The 17553-nt window shown below is 65.6% G+C and carries 11 protein-coding genes; all 11 read right to left on the bottom strand.

Going from position 1 to position 17553, the window contains the following annotated elements; translation table 11 throughout:
- Positions 1-101 precede the first annotated feature (101 nt).
- Positions 102-2216 (bottom strand): bifunctional diguanylate cyclase/phosphodiesterase, encoded by a 2115-nt coding sequence (locus tag C1877_RS00805; RefSeq protein WP_227114998.1) that lies wholly within the window; start codon positions 2214-2216, stop codon positions 102-104.
- Positions 2217-2433: 217 nt separating this feature from the next.
- On the bottom strand, positions 2434-4203 hold the full coding sequence (dnaK, locus tag C1877_RS00800) for a molecular chaperone DnaK (RefSeq protein WP_114568101.1): 1770 nt from the start codon (positions 4201-4203) through the stop codon (positions 2434-2436).
- A gap of 27 nt (positions 4204-4230) precedes the next feature.
- Complete coding sequence (locus tag C1877_RS00795) at positions 4231-5046, bottom strand: J domain-containing protein (RefSeq protein ID WP_114568100.1); 816 nt, start codon at positions 5044-5046, stop codon at positions 4231-4233.
- The gene (locus C1877_RS00790) at positions 5039-5968 is read right to left on the bottom strand and encodes a DUF5685 family protein (protein WP_114568099.1); all 930 of its coding nucleotides are present in this window, start codon (positions 5966-5968) and stop codon (positions 5039-5041) included. The genes C1877_RS00795 and C1877_RS00790 overlap by 8 nt, the downstream gene beginning before the upstream one ends.
- Position 5969: 1 nt before the next feature.
- Positions 5970-6410: a MarR family winged helix-turn-helix transcriptional regulator gene (locus C1877_RS00785; RefSeq protein WP_114568098.1), complete on the bottom strand. Its 441-nt coding sequence runs from the start codon at positions 6408-6410 to the stop codon at positions 5970-5972.
- A 10-nt stretch (positions 6411-6420) separates the two neighbouring features.
- Positions 6421-6837, bottom strand: coding sequence for a zinc ribbon domain-containing protein (locus C1877_RS00780; RefSeq protein ID WP_041239134.1), 417 nt, complete (start codon positions 6835-6837; stop codon positions 6421-6423).
- Positions 6838-7055: 218 nt separating this feature from the next.
- Positions 7056-11822, bottom strand: coding sequence for an EAL domain-containing protein (locus C1877_RS00775; RefSeq protein ID WP_114568097.1), 4767 nt, complete (start codon positions 11820-11822; stop codon positions 7056-7058).
- Positions 11823-12075: 253 nt separating this feature from the next.
- On the bottom strand, positions 12076-13359 hold the full coding sequence (locus C1877_RS00770; RefSeq protein ID WP_041239135.1) for a homoserine dehydrogenase: 1284 nt from the start codon (positions 13357-13359) through the stop codon (positions 12076-12078).
- Positions 13360-13369: 10 nt separating this feature from the next.
- Positions 13370-14725 (bottom strand): diaminopimelate decarboxylase, encoded by a 1356-nt coding sequence (lysA, locus tag C1877_RS00765; RefSeq protein ID WP_114568096.1) that lies wholly within the window; start codon positions 14723-14725, stop codon positions 13370-13372.
- Between the two features lie 376 nt (positions 14726-15101).
- Complete coding sequence (locus C1877_RS15230; RefSeq protein WP_015539166.1) at positions 15102-15251, bottom strand: hypothetical protein; 150 nt, start codon at positions 15249-15251, stop codon at positions 15102-15104.
- Between the two features lie 433 nt (positions 15252-15684).
- Positions 15685-17514 (bottom strand): hypothetical protein, encoded by a 1830-nt coding sequence (locus tag C1877_RS15855; protein WP_147274484.1) that lies wholly within the window; start codon positions 17512-17514, stop codon positions 15685-15687.
- Positions 17515-17553: the final 39 nt, after the last annotated feature.

Raw genomic sequence — 17553 nt, 5'->3', positions numbered from 1 at the left:
CAGCTTAGCAGAAGGCTCCCTCCGGGCAGAGAGGGCCTGCGGCGAATTTGCGGAACCTTTACGGACGGCACGGCACCCGCGTCAGTGCGCCGCAGAGTCGCTCAGGTAGCGAGAAACCGTCGCTCGAACTCCTCGATAGGCTGCGGCCGTCCCACCCGGTAGCCCTGCACGCGCGTGCAGCCTGCCTCCTGCAAGGCCTGGTGCTGCTCGCCGGTCTCGATCCCCTCGGCAACCGTCTCGATGCCCAGATCGTCGCACAGCCTTACCAGGCTGCAGATCACCTGCATGGTGCGATCGGTGGTGTCGAGGCCCCATACGAGCGACTTGTCCAACTTCAGCACGTCGAACCCAAGCTGGAAGAACAGCTGGAAGCTGGCGTTGTCCACGCCAAAATCGTCGATGGCCACCCGGAAACCCAAGTCGTGCAGCCCTTCCGTCACGGCCCGCAGCAACGCCTCGTTCTCCTCGCGAGCCGACTCGGTGATCTCTATCTCGATGAGCGACCGATCGATACCATACGATGCCACCGTACTCGCCACGCGATCCACGAAGCCCTCGTCATCGATCGTGCGACGCGAGAAGTTCACCGCCAAGGGCATCGCCGGGCGCCCTTCCTGCTGCCAGCGCGCCACGGTCTCGCACGACTTCGACAGCGCGAAGAAGTCGAGGGCCCCCATCTCGTCCATGTCCTCCAATGCGGGGATGAACGACGCAGGCAGCACCTCCCTGCCGCGTTCGGGGTCGCGATAACGGATGAGGGCCTCGGCGCCCACAACCTCGCCCGTTTTGCCGGACGCCTGCGGCATGAGGTGGATTGTGAACAGGCCCGCCTCTACGGCTTCTTGCGCACCGCCCGGCCTAAGCAGGCTGCTTGCCACCACATCCGACGTCAGGTCGATGCCCAGGTCGACGGCGCGGTGGCGGCCGCGCTTCGCGCTGCGCATACGGTCGCCGGCCACATCGAGCAAGCCGACGATGTCCGTGCACGTCTCGTGCCAGGCGGAGCCGAGCGATGCGGGAATGCTCTCTTCAAGAAACCGCCGGATTGCACGTTCGGTCAATTCGGCAAAGCGATCGTAGTCGATAGCGGTCGACACGGCGCAAAACTCGTCGTCGCCAATGCGGTACACGGCGTCGCCGAACACCTCCCGCAGGCATGCGGCCATGCGGCGCAGCATCTCGTCACCAACGGAGCGCCCCTGCTCCCGATTGACGACCGCCAGCAAATCGGCGTCAGCCAGCGCAAGGCCGACACGCTCGAACGTGCCGCGGTCGAGGTCGCGGTAGAACGCTGCGCGCGAACTTGCACAAGTCAGGTAATCGTTCCAGGTCAATTCGGCCACCAAGCGTTGCGCGCTCTCGCGTTTCATGCGCGCAGACACGAACCCCGCGAACGCAACGAGCGGCGCTTTGACGAAGGTGAGGTCGCCAACGCGACGGGGGTTGTCGACACCGAGGTAGCCCACGAAGGCGCCGTCCACCTCAAGCGGCACCGACACAAGCGAGAAGATGCCCCGACTCTTCAAAACCTCGTATTCGTCAGTTCGCTGCGCTTGGAGGAGCGCTTCGACATCTTCGATGATCACGGCATCGCCCACGGTGAACCGCTCGATCCATTCGTCGGCAAGGTTCCTGGGCACGTTTTGCATGAGCGGCTTCTGCAGCGCAACCCCCAGGCTGCGCCACTCGTGCGTGCGCACCATGCAGTCGTCCTCGCGCATGAAAACATAGGCGCGGTCGGCTTCGAGAAACGTGCCGAGAATACGCAGCACATCGTTGAGGGCGGCTTCCAAGACGTGCTCCCCCTCGAGCACCCTGATGCAATCGACCACCATGGTGCCGGCATCGGCCAGAAACTTGAACGCCTCGCTTTCGCGCTTTCGATCCGTCACGTCGAAGGCGATTTCCAAGCGCGCTGGGCGCCCATCCCAGCTCATCAGACGGTCGCGCAGCAGATAATGGCGCTTGGTCAAGGGGTTTGTGAATTCCCATTCGAAGAAGGAGTCATGCGACAGCTGCTCGTTCGTACAGAACGGGCACGGCTCCTCGCGTCCCTGCAGCACCTGGTAGCACAGACGCCCATCGTCCGCCGCATCGATATCGTAGATACGGCGGCCCTCCTCGTTGAGGTAGAGCAGCTGGTAGTTTTCCGTATCGCACACGTAAATAAGCTCGGAAAGCCCATCGAGCATGGTGTGGAGAGCCTCTTGCCGCAAAATCCATCTCCCTAGTCTGCATCCGGTTAGGCGTATTACCTGCCCGCACGATACAACGGGAAGAAAGAACGCACTATTTACTATTATAGAGGTAGGCGTTTCGCGAAAACCGAGAAGGCAGCGAAAGGCGGGAAGGCAGACCGCACCGGTCAGGCGCGGCCTGCTCTTATACGCTTTTAACCTGGCTTGCGAGCCGCGGCAGCGTCTCTGCGGATGGCTAGGCTTGCCGGGCCAGGTCGCGGGCGCGGGCGCTCGAGCGCTCCAGCTGCGCGGCGGCGGCGCGCAGCGCGGCCACATCGGCCTCGTCCACCTTGTTCACCTTCTTGGACAAGAGCTTGCGGACGGCGGCCACATCGGCCTTGATCTGCTTCTTCTCGTCTTTCTCCAGCTGCTTGCCCTTCTGTGCGAGCGCCTGGTCGGCCTCGTTTGCCAGCCGCTGGGCCTCCTCGCGCGCCAGCATGGCGTCGCGGCGCGCCTCGTCTTGCTCGGCGTACTGCTCGGCGTCGCGGATGGCGCGGTCCACCTCGTCGTCGGACATGCGGCCCGAGTCGTCGATGGTGATGGACTGCTGCTTGCCGGTGTCCAGATCCTTCGCCGACACGGTGAGGATGCCGTTCGCGTCGATGTCGAACGTCACCTCGATCTGCGGCACGCCGGCAGGCGCCCGCTTGATGCCCTTGAGGCGGAACGTGCCGATGGCCTTGTTGTCGGCGGCCATGGGGCGCTCGCCCTGCAGCACCTTCACCTCCACGCTCGTCTGGAACGCCGCGGCGGTGCTGAACACCTGCGAGTAGTGCACCGGCAGCGTGGTGTTGCGCTCCACGAGGCGCGTGGCCACGCCGCCCACCGTCTCGATGGACAGGCTCAAGGGGGTCACGTCCAGCAACAGCAGGCTGTTCGCGCGCACCAGGCCGGTGGAAGCGCCGGAGAGCGTGGCGGCCTGGATGGCGGCGCCGGTGGCCACGCACTCGTCGGGGTTGATGGAGGCCGACGGCTCCTGGCCCGTGAGCTTGCGCACGTGCGCCTGCACGGCCGGCACGCGCGTGGAGCCGCCCACCAGCAGCACGCAGCCGAGCTCCGAGGCAGCGATGCCCGCATCGTTGAGCGCGGTCTGCACGGGCCCGGTCGTGCGCTCTACCAGGTCGCGCGTCATATCGTCGAACGCAGCGCGCGTGACCACGGCATCGAGGTGCAGGGGGCCGGCCGCGTTCTGCGCGATGAAGGGCAGGTTCACGTGAGCGGAATCGAGCGAGGAGAGCTCCTTCTTCGCCTGCTCGGCCGCCTCGCGCACGCGCTGCACGGCCATCGGGTTGCGGCGCAGGTCCTCGCCGTGCTCGCGCTGGAAGGCGTCCAGCAGGTAGCTCGCCACGCGCTCGTCGAAGTCGTCGCCGCCCAGGTGGTTGTCGCCGGAGGTGGCCAGCACCTCGATGACGCCGTCGCCGATCTCGATGATGGACACGTCGAACGTGCCGCCGCCCAGGTCATACACCATCACCTTCTGCGGCGTGCCGTTGTCCAGGCCGTAGGCCAGCGCCGCGGCCGTGGGCTCGTTGATGATGCGCAGCACGTCGAGGCCCGCGATCTTGCCGGCGTCCTTCGTGGCCTGGCGCTGCGCGTCATCGAAGTAGGCGGGCACGGTGATGACGGCCTGCGTCACGTCCTGGCCGAGAAAGGCCTCGGCATCACGGCGGAGCTTCCGCAGGATCATGGCCGACAGCTCCTGCGGCGTGAACGCCTTGCCGTCGATGGCAGCGCGCCAGTCGCTGCCCATGCGGCGCTTCACGGACGCGATGGTGCGGTCGGGGTTCACGGCCGCCTGCCGGGCGGCAATAGCTCCCACCAGGCGCTCGCCGTCTTTCGAGAACGCCACCACGCTCGGCGTGGTGCGCTCGCCTTCCGCGTTGGGCACGATGGCGGGACGCCCGCCCTCCACCGTCGCCGCGCAGCTGTTCGTGGTTCCCAGATCGATGCCTATCGTCGCTGTCATGCTTCGCTTCCTTTCGCTAGCTATACTCTAAAACCCGAAGGGCACGCACAGGCGGCAGAGGGCCGGGCCGCAGCACCAGATGCCGCAGCAGAGGGTCATGGGGTCGATGCCCATGCTGAATCCCTGGGCCTGCCCCTCCTGCTGGTAGGTCTGCCCGGCCTGCTGGAACTGGCGCTGGGCGCGCTGGTAGTCCGGATTGTTCGGGTCCAGGCGCACGGCGCGGCGTATCTGCTCCAGTGCCATGAGCGAGTTGCCGGCGCCGTCGTTGGCCAGAGCGCTTAGGTAGTACCAGCGCGCGTTGCGGCCATCGCTCGTCACGGCATTCAGCTGGTCGATGGCCTGCTGGAACCGGCCGGCGTTGATGGCGTCGATCACGCTGCGGATAGCGGGCCCGTCGGCAGCCGACGCCTCGGGGTGGATGGGCCCGCGGGCGCCGCCGCCCGGGCCGCCGAACCCGAACAGATCGTCGAAGTCGAAGCCGAAGCCGCCCGTCCAGCCGTAGGGACCTTCGGAGCCATAGGGGTTCTGCCCGGTGCCGCCCGCACCGCCGGCACCTCCCGTGCCCGTGCCGCCGGCATAACCTGCGCCTCCCGCTGCGCCGCCCGCGCCGTAGCCGGCGCCCGGGTTGCTCGCCGCCGCGCGCCGGTCGCGCGCCGCGTACTTCTCCGGGTTCACGATGCGGTCGTACGCCTCGTTGATCTTGTTCATGCGCTCGGCCGCCGCCGGGTCGTTCGGGTTGAGGTCGGGGTGGTTCTCGCGCGCCTTCTTGCGGTATGCCTTCTTCACCTCGTCGAGCGAGGCGTCGCGGCTCACACCCAACACGTCGTAGGGGTTCTCAGCCACGATACGCCTCCTGATGTTCTTCTTGCACGTGCGTCGGCTCCTTCGCCTGGCCCGGTTGCCCTGCCTTCTTCGCCTTCTTTGCTTCCTTCGCTTCTTTCGCGTAGTACTTCTGCCACACTCCCGCGTACAGCACGCTGCGCAGCACGCGCACATCGCGCTCGAGCGGCAGCTTCTCGAACGCCGCGGCGGCGTCGGCGGCCAGCAGCTCCAAGTCCTCGCGCACATCCTGCGGCTGCGCATCGAGCGCCACGAGCGGGTTGTAGCTGCCCGATGCCCGGTCGTCCTCCCTATCCAGCGCCGCGTCCATCACGTACACGAGCTTGCCCAGCTTCGCCCCCAGGCTGCGCAGGCCCGCGGCCCAGAAATCGTCGCGCCAGGCGAACACCTCGCCCAGCAGCGCGCCGAACCGGTTGGCCGCCGCGTCGGGCGGCGGCGCCGCGGTCGTGTTGCCGGAAGATACGGCCGCGGCGGCGGTCTCCTCCAGGCGCCCGATGTCGGCCAGCCCCTCCTCGATGGCCGCGCACGCCTTCGGATGGCGCGCGCCCACCTCGCGGTACGCCTTCTCCAGCAGGAAGGCGTAGGTGCGCGCCCAGCCGCTTCGGTCGTCGCGCCAGTCGTCCAGGCACTTGTGGTACACCAGCGCCACGGTCATGTCGGCCGCGTAGTCGACGCATTCCGAGCCGAGGTACGCATGGGGGCGCACCGGGTGCGGCGCGCAGCGCTTGCTGCCCTGCCGCTCCTCCGGCTCGTAGAGCGAGCCCAGCAGCAGCGCCAGGAACGTCATGTCGTAGGTGAGCGCCACCCGGCAGCGCTGGCCGAACCGCTCGCCCAGCGCACGGCACACGCCGCAGTACGCCGCATGGTAGCGCTCGCGCTCCTCCTGCGTCAGGTCCTCCATGCGGGGCATCACGTAACCGAACATGCTAGCGCTCCAGCTTCGCAGCGAACGAGTTGAGCGCCCGGAACCCGACAAGGATGGCGTCGAACGTCTCCGGCGGCTCGTTCTCGAATGCCGGGCCGTAGCAGCGCCTGATGTCGGCGTCGATACGGGCCAGCAGCTCCCGGCCCTCGTCGGTGGCACGCAGCTCGAAGGCGCGACGGTCGCGGTCGCTGCGGCGGCGCTCCACCAGGCCCCGCTCCTCCAGCTTGTGGCACACGCTGGAGAAGTTCGTGCGCAGGATGCCCGCACGCTCGCTAAGCTGGGTGGACGTTTGTCCCGGCGCGCTCACCAGCTCAACCAGCACGTGCATCTGCTGGAGCGTGAGCCCGTTTCGCTGGCATGCCGGGGCCACCAGGTCGTGCAGCAGCTTCTGCATGTCACAGGCCACGTCGAAGAACGCGCGCTTGAACTCGTTGATGTCCACCGGGGGTCCCTTACGACTTCTTCGTCGTCTCGGTCTTGCACTTCGGGCACACCACGCGCAGCGTGCCCTTGCCGCGCGGCACGGACAGCACGGTACCGCAGCCCTTGCACTTGAAGTAACGCGTGGTCTTGCGGTTCGCCCACGCCTTGCGCTGAAGCGCAATCCAGCGCTTGGGCTTCTGAACAGCCTGCTCGAACGCCGCGTTCTCCTTCGAGCGCGCCGCGATGTTCTTCGAGAAGCTGCGGAACAGCGCCACCGCGAGAACCGCCAGCACCAGCCACGACAGCAAGTCGAGCCCCGGAATCACCGAGGCGATGAGCAGTATGATACCCACGCCCATGAGGAAGTTCGACAATCCGTCGACGCCGTTGCGACCCTGCATCCAGGCGGCCATCTTCCACTGCAGGCGTTCGAAGAAACCTCTCACGTTGAGCCTTTCCCTTCGCCTCCCCCGCCCGCCTCTCGGGCGCCCTCGGGCGGCGAAATCCATTTAGTTATAAAATAAGACTATTCGCGCCGATTCGTCGCGCCGTCACCCAATCGAAACGTTACGGTCACAAGACGGCCACAGGTCTGCAACGCCGGGCAGGAGCCGGCGGCGGCGGACTGCCGCCGTGCCGTCCACGCCGCCTCCTTGCACGACCCTTACGCCAAGCCGCCCTCTTCGGCCAACTCATAGCGCACCCCGCTCATGCTCTCCTCGAAGCGGGCGAACGAGCGTCGGCCCCTCATCTTCGCCGCGAACAGGGCGGCGTCGGCCTTTTGGTACAGCTCGTCGAACGTCATACCGTCTTGGGGGGCCAGCACATAGCCGGCAGACACTGAGAACAGGAACTCCCGTCCGCCCGAGATACGTTGGATCTCCATGGCGGCGAGCGTTTTTTCCAGCGTTTCCTCAAGGGTACGCACGCTCGCGTGCTCGCACCAAACCATGAACTCGTCGCCGCCCATGCGGCACACGATATCCCGGGGGAACGACGCCTTGAGCGCGGCGGACATCGTGGCTATCACCTCGTCGCCGTACGCATGCCCGAACACGTCGTTTGCCTGCTTGAAACGATCCATGTCCAACATGATCAGGGCGCACGGCTCGCCCTGGTGCCCGCACCCTCGTGCCTTTAGGCGCTCCTCGATACGCGGTATGGCGGTCTGGCGATTGTAAAGCCCGGTCAGCGCATCGGTTTCGGCCATTTTGACCAGCTTCAGCCGTTGCTCGCGCAGGCTCTCGATAGCCTCGCTGTCGGCCTCGCTTTTGCAGCGCGCATCTACCCGGTCGGTCACATCGGCGTAGTAGCCCACCGCCTCTACGAGCTCGCCCTGGCTGTCGCGAACCGTCTCGCACTTCGTCTCGAACCACACCACCGACCCGTCGTCGAGGATGAACGGGATCTCGGATTCCAGGAGCTCGTGGTCGCCCGCCGCCTCGATACGGTCGAAAAACGCGAAGAATTCCTCCCTGTGCTCTTCGGGAATGCAGCTGCAGCCGGCCTCCTCGTTGAAGGGACCGTCGAACACCAGGCAGCCCCCATGCCGCCGCCCTATTCGGCCGAACGAACGGCGCGACAGCTCGTTGTCCATCACGATCAGCCGATTCTTTCCGAGGTCCCACTCCCAGCTGTTGATGCCGGCCAGGCGCAGCACGCCCTCAAGCTTGCGGCGGGCAAGCCAGAGCTCCTGCTCGCGTTTTTTGAGCGCGGTCACATCGGTGATAAGGCAAAGCGCCTGGTAGCCCCTGCCTTCTTCGCCGCATCTTCCCTTGTCCCAACCCTCCACGCGCCGTACCTCGCAGCGGATCCAGATAGAGGGAACGGCAGGGTGAGCGGCCTCCACGACGAAGGTGGAATCCGCGCCCGCCTCGATCGAGCCAGCAACCTCGTCGAACATCCTGCGGCCCGTGCGCGAATCTTCGGCGCACAAGCGCTGCTCAAGCATGCGGGCCAGCGCATCGCCCGCATAGCCGCATTTGCGCGAGATGCCGTCGGCGATAACCTCGAAGCGCGCATGCGCGCGGTCGGTCCAGCTGACGAGCACGATGTCGTTGAGCGTGTGATCGACGAGCATGCGCATGGCGTTGCGCAGCTCAACCGTCTCGGTCACGTCGACGACAACGCCCTGCAAGAACGAGACGCCCTCGTAGCGCAGGTAACGGCTCTGGTCGACCACCCACAGGTATCCGCGATGCTTCGACTTCATGCGGTATTCCAGCTGCTCGGCATCGTCGGCCCGACCCTCGCGCATGGCGGCAACTCCCGCTGCCACGGCATCGCGATCATCGGGATGCACCATGTTCTGGAACTTGTCGTCGAAGACCTCCTTGAGCTCCTTGCGGGAGTATCCGAACATCTCCACGAAACGATCGCTCACGTACAGGAACTCGAAACCGGGCGCGTCGGCGCAGCGGTGGTAGCCGCCGGGCATATCCTCGTTCAAGAACGCGAGTTCGCGGTTCTGGCCCAGAAGCAGCTCGTTGCGCTCGGCCAACTGCTGCTGGGCCGCCATGACCTCGGAGATGTCCGTGCAGGCGCTCACAATGGCCAAGCGGCCGTCTTCCGCCTCCACCACCTTGCCCTTGTCGAGCGTCCAGAACCATGTCCCGTCCTTCTTCGGCATGCGGTAGGTGGTGGTGTACTCGAGCCCCGGATAGTACTCCGGCCCGATATCCTCCTGCACGGCAGCCAGGTCGTCGGGGTAGATGGTGTTGCCCACGTGCCAGTCGATGGCCTCCGCCAGTTCGTCGTAGGATTCGTACCCCAGCAGCTCCACCATTGCCGCGTTGGCGAAGTAAAGGGGGAATCCGTCCTCGCAGTATCCGCCGATCATGCCGCCGGGCGACATCTGCGCGAAGATGGCCGAAGCCGTGCGGCGGTTCTCCTCGGCCAAGCTCATGAACGCCCTGTCGGCGTTCGAGACCCCCACTACGGCCGACAGCGCGCGTTGGGACGATTCAAGCTGCCGCGCCTGGCGCACCTGCTCGGTCACGTCGGCGAGCGAACCGTAATAGAAGCGGTGACCATCGCGTTTACGCAGGTAGAACACTCTTAGATGAATATGGGCCGTGGAGCCGTCGGGCTTAAGGCGGCGCATGTCGACCTTCGCGCCGGCCGGCGCCTTCCGGTACGCCTCCTCGAACGCTTCCAGGAAATCGAGCCAGTCGTCCTCGTACACCAGGCGCGTAATGCGGTGGCGACGCTCTTCCAGATCGATGGGGTTGATCCCCGTCAGGCGGCAGTACTGCTGGTTGGCGCTCACCAGCTCAACCTCGCCGTCGTGCACGTCGTAGAAGGCGATGGCCCCGAGGATGTCGTCCATCATGGCATCGCTTAGCACGCTGTCGCTCAACAGCTGGCGCAGCTGAAGCTGCTCGATGCGGTCGGCCTGGAGCCCGCGATAGTCGACGTTCGCCGGATTGGCGATGATCGGCTCGAACTCCTCGGGCGGCATCGGGCGGTAGAAGTAGTAGCCTTGGGCGTACAGGCAGCCTGCCCTCATCAGGAAGTCGCGCTGCTCCTCGGTCTCCACGCCTTCGGCAATGACCCGCAGATCCACCAAGCGCGCCATCGTGATGATGGACTCCAGGATGCTCTTGCCCTTGCGCGCTTGGCTCCCCTCCACGTCGAGCAGCTTCATGTCCAGCTTGAGCACGTCGACGTTCAAGTCCTTCAACATGTTGAGCGACGAGTACCCGCTGCCAAAATCGTCCATGTGCACCGCGAACCCGGCTGCGCGCAACTCGTCCACCAGCCGGGAGATAATCTGGTAGTCCTCGACGTAGGCGCTCTCGGTGATTTCAACGGAGAGCAGCTTCGGGTCGATCCGGTACTTAGCAACGAGCCCCTTGAGGGCGTCCACCACGTCGACGGCGTAAACATCGCGCCGCGACACGTTGACCGATATGGGCACGGCCGTGCGCCCAGCGTCGATCCAGGAGCGCAAAGCCCTGCATACCTGTTCCCATATATGCAGGTCGAGCGCCGTGACCAAACCGTTGCGCTCGAGCACGGGCATGAACCGCGCCGGCGGGATCACGCCACGCTCGGGATGCATCCAGCGGGCGAGCGACTCCAGGCCGACTATCTTACCGGTGGCTATGTTGCACTTCGGCTGGGCATAGAACACGAACTCGCCCTCGGACAGCGCCCGCTGGACCTCGAGGAGAAGGGTGTGGTCCTCTTCCATCTTCTCCATCATGTCCTCTTCGTACCAGCCCGTGAACTGGGCGTAGTTGCCCTTGACCGAATCGAGTGCCACGAGCGCGCGGTCATACATGGTGCTGACCGGCAACGCGGGGTCGACGACGGCATACAAGCCGAAGGAGGGAAGGAAGGCCATCTCCTTGCTGACGCGGCGCACGCAGTCGGTGATCTTGCCTTGCAGCTCCTCTACCAGAGCGGGCCGATCGGGCATCGCAATGCAGAAATCGTCACCCAGAAGGTAGCCCGCCACCGCCCCGTAGTCACGTTCGGCCTGCGACAAGAGCCCGGCGATTTCCTTGAGGAGGCTGTCGCCCGCCTGCTCTCCGTGCCATTGGTTGAACAGCTTGAAATGCTCGACGTCGATAGCCATGAGGCAATACGGTTGGTCGGGATGCGCGGCAAGCAACTCGGCAGCGGCGCTGAAGAAGGAGACTCGCGTGAGCAAGCCCGTCATCGGGTCGATGGGAGAAGGGGCGAACCGCATGAACAGGGCCGGATCGTCCCACAATTCGCCTTCGATATCCTGGATAAAGCACAGGGCGAGCTCGTCCTCGCCGGGACTGCACGGCAGCGGCACCACGAGCTGCTGGATCCAGCGCCATCCGCCCTCGGCCTGTTTCCTGCGAAAACGATCTCGCAGCATGCCGCCGTTGGCGTCCTTCGCCGCGGCGTCGGCGAAGCGGGCGCGCAGGGTATCCAAGTTCCAGAACTCGTTGAACGCCGCCAGGTCATCGGGATGAATCATGCGGCGCCCCACATCCTCGAGCATGCCGTCCAAAACGCCGGTACGCTCCGACGTGGCGTGCTTGCCCTCGATATGGTAGAGGCTGCGGTAGGCATTGGCCGTGAGGTTGAGCTCGAACAGCTCGTCGTAGCCGGCCGAGCCGGCAAGCTTGAACGGCAGGCTCTTGTCGTTTTGGTCGATCTCGTGGCACAAGAGGAGGTGGCACGCGCCCAAACCGGGCCATTCGATGTCGGCAGCCTCGACTTCAACCCACGTCTGGATCAACCGGTTGAAGAAGAGCGTCTTGTCTCCGAGGGTCGCGCCCAAGGGGCAGCCGGGGCACGGGGCGGTCCTTCCGCACAGCTCGCGGTAGCACGGGCTGCCCAGCTGCAAATCGGGGTAGAAGTGCTCCAGCACCTCGTTGAAATAGGCAATGCGGTACTCGTTGTCGACAACGTAAACGCCGGTCCCCGCTTTGCCGACCACTGGCTCCATAGGCCCCTCTCCCCGTCCGTCGCAGCAAAGCCCGCGGCAGCTCCCCTTTGAAGGCTTGCGGGCCGTTCTTTACAATTGTAAGCATTTTTTGGGCGTTCTTAGACATAAAATCAACGTCTATCAGGAATAACGAGGTTTACGACTGAAAAATCCGCGGCAAAGCGCCGGCGCCGCAACGCAAGCGGGGCCCGCTTTTGCAGACCCCGCCCTTGTGCATACCTTCGGTTTTGCGGGCTGTTTCGCCCGCACGCCGCTAATCCTCCACGCGGATGACGCTCGGCTCCTCGCGCAGCACGTCGTCGAGCTTGGCGATGTCGGCGAGCACGGCGCGCACGCTCTTCTCGCGGGCGGTGTGGGTGACGTACGTGATGTCCACGCTGTTGCCGTCCTTCTTGCCGCGCTGGATGACCGAGTGCACGCTCACGTCGTGGCTGGCGAACACGCCGGCCATGGCCGCCAGCACGCCGGAGCGGTCGGCCACGGCGAAGCGGATGTAATACTTGGTCTTGAGCTCTTCCATGGGCACGAGCGGCAGCTTGTCGGTGCAGGTGCAGCCCACGAACGGCGGGATGCCGGCCTGCAGGTGGCGCGCTACCTCCAGCACGTCGCCCATGACGGCGCTCGCGGCCGGGCCGGAGCCCGCGCCCTCGCCGAAGAACATCGTCTCGCCCACGGCGTCGCCCACCACGTAGATGGCGTTGTACACGCCGTTCACGGTGGCCAGCTGGTGCGAAAGCGGCAGCATGGTGGGGTGCACGCGCACGTCGATGCCCTCCTCGGTGCGGTGCGCGTGGGCCAGGAGCTTCACGCAGTAGCCCATGTCCTTCGCTATCTCCAGGTCGAGCGGCGTGATGTTGCGGATGCCCTCGGCGTGCACGTCGTCGATGGTAACGCGCGAGTTGAAGGCGATGGAAGCTAGGATGGCGATCTTCGCCGCTGCATCCAGGCCGTCGACGTCGGCCGTGGGATCGGCCTCGGCGAAGCCCTTCGCCTGCGCCTCGGCCAGCACGTCGGCATAGGGCATGTCGTCCTCGGCCATGCGGGTGAGCATGTAGTTCGTCGTGCCGTTCACGATGCCCATAACGGAATCGATGCGGTTCGCGATGAGCGAGTGCTTCATCGGATCGATGATGGGGATGCCGCCGCCCACGCTGGCCTCGAACGCGATCTCCTTGCCCGCTTCCTCGGCGGTGCGCATGACCTCCTCGCCGTGCGTGGCCATGAGCGCCTTGTTCGCCGTGACCACGTTCTTGCCGGCACGGAGGGCGCCCAGCACCACGTCGCGCGCCACGGTGGTGCCGCCGATGAGCTCGATGACGATGTCGATGTCCGAGTCGTCCAGGATGTCGTGGAAGTCCTGCGTGAAGATGTCCTCCACGCCGTGCTCGATAGCCTGCTCGGGGTTGCGCGAGCACACGCGCGCCAACTCCACGTCAATGCCGTAGTGGCGCTTGAATTCCTCGCGGTGGTTCTTCAGGATGTCGATGCACCCGCCGCCCACGGTGCCGGTTCCCACGAGTCCAAGTTTAACCGTCATGTTGCTGCTCCTAAATGTCTCGACTGTAGAGGTCCTCGTACGTTTCGCGCCGCGTGGTCACGCGAGCCTCGCCGTCCTTCACGAACACGACGGCCGGGCGCGGCTGGCCGTTGTAGTTGCTCGACATGGTGTGGTTGTACGCGCCCGTGCCGAACACGGCCACGACATCGCCCAGGTCGGGGCGCTGCATGGGCATGTCGATGACCACGGCGTCGCCGCTTTCGCAGTGCTTGCCGGCGATGGTGACGATCTCGGTGCGCGGCTGGGCCGCTTTGTTGGCGACGACCGGCTCGTAGTCGGCGTGGTAGAGCGCCGTGCGGATGTTGTCGGACATGCCGCCGTCCACCGCCACGTACTTGCGGATGTTCGGCAGCGTCTTGATGATGCCCACCGTGTACAGCGTCACGCCCGCCGTGGCCACCAGGCTGCGGCCCGGCTCCACGAGCAGCCGCGGCTCGGGCATGCCGTGCTTGGCGCAGGCGGTGCGCACGGCCGCGGTGATGGTTTCGGCGAACTCGTCGATGGAGGCGGGCTTGTCGTCGGCCGTGTAGGCCACGCCCAGGCCGCCGCCCATGTCCAGCTCGGAAAGCTCGATGCCGTACGCTTCGCGGATGCGCGCCATGAGGTCCACCATGACCTCGACGGCCTCCGGGTACGAGTGCAGCGCGAAGATCTGCGAGCCGATATGGCAGTGCAGGCCCGCCAGACGCACGTTGGGCGCGGCGAGCACGTCCTTCACGCATTTGAACGCGAAGTCCTCGCGCATGGTGAAGCCGAACTTCGAGTCCTCGCAGCCCGTGCGGATGTACTGGTGCGTGTCGGCCTCCACGCCAGGCGTGATACGCATATAGACGGGTTGCTCGACGCCCAGCTCGCCGGCGATTTCCGAGATGCGGCGCAGCTCGATGCGGCTGTCGATGACGATGCGGCCCACGCCGGCCTGGATGGCCTCGCGCAGCTCCTGCGGCGTCTTGTTGTTGCCGTGCATGAAGATGCGCTCGGCCGGGAAGCCCGTGGCCAGCGCGCACGCCAGCTCGCCGCCACCCGAAACGTCGAGGCACAGGCCCTCTTCGTTCACGACGCGCGCGGCCTCCTTGTTGAGAAACGCCTTGCTGGCGTAGACGACGTCGGCGTTGCCGTAGCGGCTGCGAAATGCCTCGAGGTAGGTTTCCATGCGCGTGCGCATGTCGCGCTCGTCCATGACGTAGAGCGCCGTGCCCTGCTCGCGCGCGAGCTCCACCATGTCGACGCCACCGACGAACAGGTGCTCGTCGCGCACTTCGGCCGTGAGGGGAAGCACCGCGCCCAGCTCCATGGTGGTGCGGTTGTCGGGCTGCTTGCTCGTGTCTGCCGCAGGTAGGGACATGCGCGTTCCTTTCGTGTCCATCGTGTTGCAGAGAGAATTCACCCAGTCTAGCATTGCCGTGGGAGAGGCGGTTTTCAGATGGGCTAAAAAGAGGAATATTACACGGCGAGCAGCGTGTTTCGCGACGTGCAGCTGCCGGACGAGACGCGCTCGGCGAAGAGCACGAAGCGGAAAGCCGGAGGCCGGGGCGCGCAGGGGAGGCAACGTGCGAATGCGCGCGGATGCGCTTGCCGGTGCGTCGAATTGGCTGCTCAAGCATATTGCAGAAACGCTCGCTGCTCCTTATAATGCGGATTACCGGCGGTGCCCAGGACGGCGAGACTTAGGCAGCTACACCATCCAGCTCGGGCGGCGCAGGTATTGCGGGAGACCGGGCTTAGTCCCGGTCTTTTGTTATCTCAGCTTCCTTGCTGGATCCCTCCCTGCTTCGTCCGTGTTCTTTATAGTCCGTCCACAGATCGTGAAGGAAGCTCCCGATCGTGGCCACCGCCGCTATGGCGTAAAGGATTTCAAGAACGATGCTCATAGGCACCACTCCCTTCGAGGAAGCGCCACCCGAACACGGACACCGCCGGCATCGTGCATTCTACGCTGACGAAGAGGTGGTGGGAAGGTGGTAAATTTCCTGTTCAGATATTATTTTTCGCAGCGTCTTTCGTGCAAGGTTCGGACGGCGTTCTGGGGATATCCGCGCAAGGTTCGGACGGCGAATCGGCAAGGTTCTGACGGTCGGCGTGCAAGATTCGGACGGTTGGCCATCGGCAAACCTGCAAGAACCAGCGCAACAGGCACGAAAAAGCCAGGGCGCCGCACGTAAGGGCGCGGCGCCCTGGCTTCTCCACCAAACCATCCGAATCCCAAGCAGGGTTTTCCACCATGGCGAACGCTGCTCGATCATGCCCTTTCCAGCGCCCTGGCACCTTTCCAAAGGACGGCTGCGGGCCTTACCCGAGAAAGCCCTATGCCAACCCGAACAAGGCAAGCAGGCGGTCCCAAATGCCCTGCTCGGGCTCTTCGACTGCCGGCTCCTCGTGCGACGGGGCCTCGATGGGATCGGTGGACATGACGAACTGCACGAGCGAGACGTTGGTGTTCTTCGCGCTGGCATAGCTCACCGGTTTGAAATCGCTCTTGTCGTAGTCGGCCATCATGGCGTCGATCTCTTCCTGCACCTTGGCGGGAATGCCCTGCACTTCCTCGTACAGCGTGCCGGTTCCGTCGGCAAGCTGCCGAGCGCCCGAGGACAGCTGGCCTGCACCGGCCGACAGCTGACCCGCGCCCGAAGCCGCCTGGTTCGCGCCGGAGGCGAGCTCGGACGTGCCCGAGGCAAGGGCGCCCGCGCCGGCGGCGAGCTGGGAGGCGCCGGAAGCGAGGGAAGAGGCGCCTGATGAAAGCGCCGCAGCGCCGCCCATCAAACTCTGCGGGTCAGCGCCGGACCCAAGGCCCGAAGCAGCACCCTTAAGCGCATCGGCAGCTCCCAGCGAACCGGAAGCCGTGCCAATGCGCTGGACCACGGCGCCAATGCCCTGCGCAGCCGCACGAACCGCGTCCGCCACGAGCGCCTGCTGCTTAGCCTGGTCGGGCGGCACCTGCGCATCAATTAACGTCTGGTAAACAGCCTGATAGGTAAATGTGTAAGTGCCAATAGCTACCTGCAACTCCTGCTGCAATGTGTCGATGTCCTCGGCCTGGTCTTGCTGCGCCTGCGCTTGGGCCAACAAGCCATTTTGATATGCGCCCAAACCGCCGCTCAGTCCCGCAGCCCCTTCCGCAAGCCCCTGCGCTCCCGCAGCCACGCCCTGCGCGCCTCCTGTGAGCTCGTTCGCGCCGCCGACCAGCTGGCCGGCGCCTGCCGCGAGGCCGTCCACGCCGCCCGCTACCTGGCCCACGCCCGCCGCGAGGTCGCTTGCCCCGCTCGCCAGGCCGTCGGCGCCGGCCTTGAGCTCGCCCACGCCGTCGCCAAGCTGGCGGAACCCGGACACGAGCTCCGTCGTGTCCGGTGTCTCGATGCCCATGGAGAACGGCACGACAGCGAACGTGATGCCGCTCATCGTGAAGCCGCTCACCTGGGCCTCGACCCTGAACGTGCCGTCCTTGCCGGGCATGCCCGTGAACGTGACCTGCGTGTTCGAGCCGGCGAGCGCGATCTGGCCGTCCTCAGTCGCCACTTCCTTCACCTGGTCCGACACGAACGGGACGGTGATCTGCAGCAGGTAGTTGTCGAAGAACGCCGGGTCGACCGAGGCGTCCTTCTTCGTAGTCACGATGATGGCCAGCTTGCCGCTCGCACCGCCCAGGTCGGTCGCGTCCACGCGCTTGCCGTCAAGCTCGTACGTCACCGACACGTCCCACGGCAGCGCTGCCGCGCCCAAGTCTCCCTGGTAGCTCAGCGAGTCCTCGGCGACGTCCACCGACACGGCATCGCCCTGCTGCTCGATGCCGCTCGCGTCGGTGAGGTTCTGCACGGCGGTGTACGGTCCGTAATCGACCACCGTCCCCGGCGCATTCGGCTTGAGCACGTTCACCACGTACACGTTGTCCACGGCTCCCGCCGCAGACAACCGCGCGTACACCACTTCTTCCTTGGGCGTGTCGTTGACGGCCGCCCCGGCCGCCGCAGCGCTCGCCGCCGCACCGCCCTCCGCCGCTAAAGCCGCGATCGTCGCAGGCGAGCCGCCGCACAGCCCGATAGCCAACGTGCCCGCCAGCACGAGCGAGAACGCCGCGCCCAAACGCGCCCGCGCCTTCCGCGCGCAGCGGGCCGAACGCCCCTCCCGCGGCCCGGCCATACGCACCGCTTCGCCAGAAGCTGCCGCGTCGCTGTCTCT

This window comes from Gordonibacter pamelaeae (assembly GCF_003340385.1).
Taxonomy (GTDB): domain Bacteria; phylum Actinomycetota; class Coriobacteriia; order Coriobacteriales; family Eggerthellaceae; genus Gordonibacter; species Gordonibacter pamelaeae.
The sequence above is the reverse complement of the archived record's forward strand: the minus strand, read 5'-3'. Positions and strand labels throughout refer to the sequence as shown.

Coding starts and splice junctions, on each gene's coding strand:
- dnaK (WP_114568101.1), bottom strand. CDS start 4,203: ATGACAGCGACGATAGGCATCGATCTGGGAACCACGAACAGCTGCGCG.
- C1877_RS15230 (WP_015539166.1), bottom strand. CDS start 15,251: ATGAGCATCGTTCTTGAAATCCTTTACGCCATAGCGGCGGTGGCCACG.
- C1877_RS00790 (WP_114568099.1), bottom strand. CDS start 5,968: ATGTTCGGTTACGTGATGCCCCGCATGGAGGACCTGACGCAGGAGGAG.
- C1877_RS00775 (WP_114568097.1), bottom strand. CDS start 11,822: ATGGAGCCAGTGGTCGGCAAAGCGGGGACCGGCGTTTACGTTGTCGAC.
- lysA (WP_114568096.1), bottom strand. CDS start 14,725: ATGTCCCTACCTGCGGCAGACACGAGCAAGCAGCCCGACAACCGCACC.
- C1877_RS15855 (WP_147274484.1), bottom strand. CDS start 17,514: ATGGCCGGGCCGCGGGAGGGGCGTTCGGCCCGCTGCGCGCGGAAGGCG.
- C1877_RS00770 (WP_041239135.1), bottom strand. CDS start 13,359: ATGACGGTTAAACTTGGACTCGTGGGAACCGGCACCGTGGGCGGCGGG.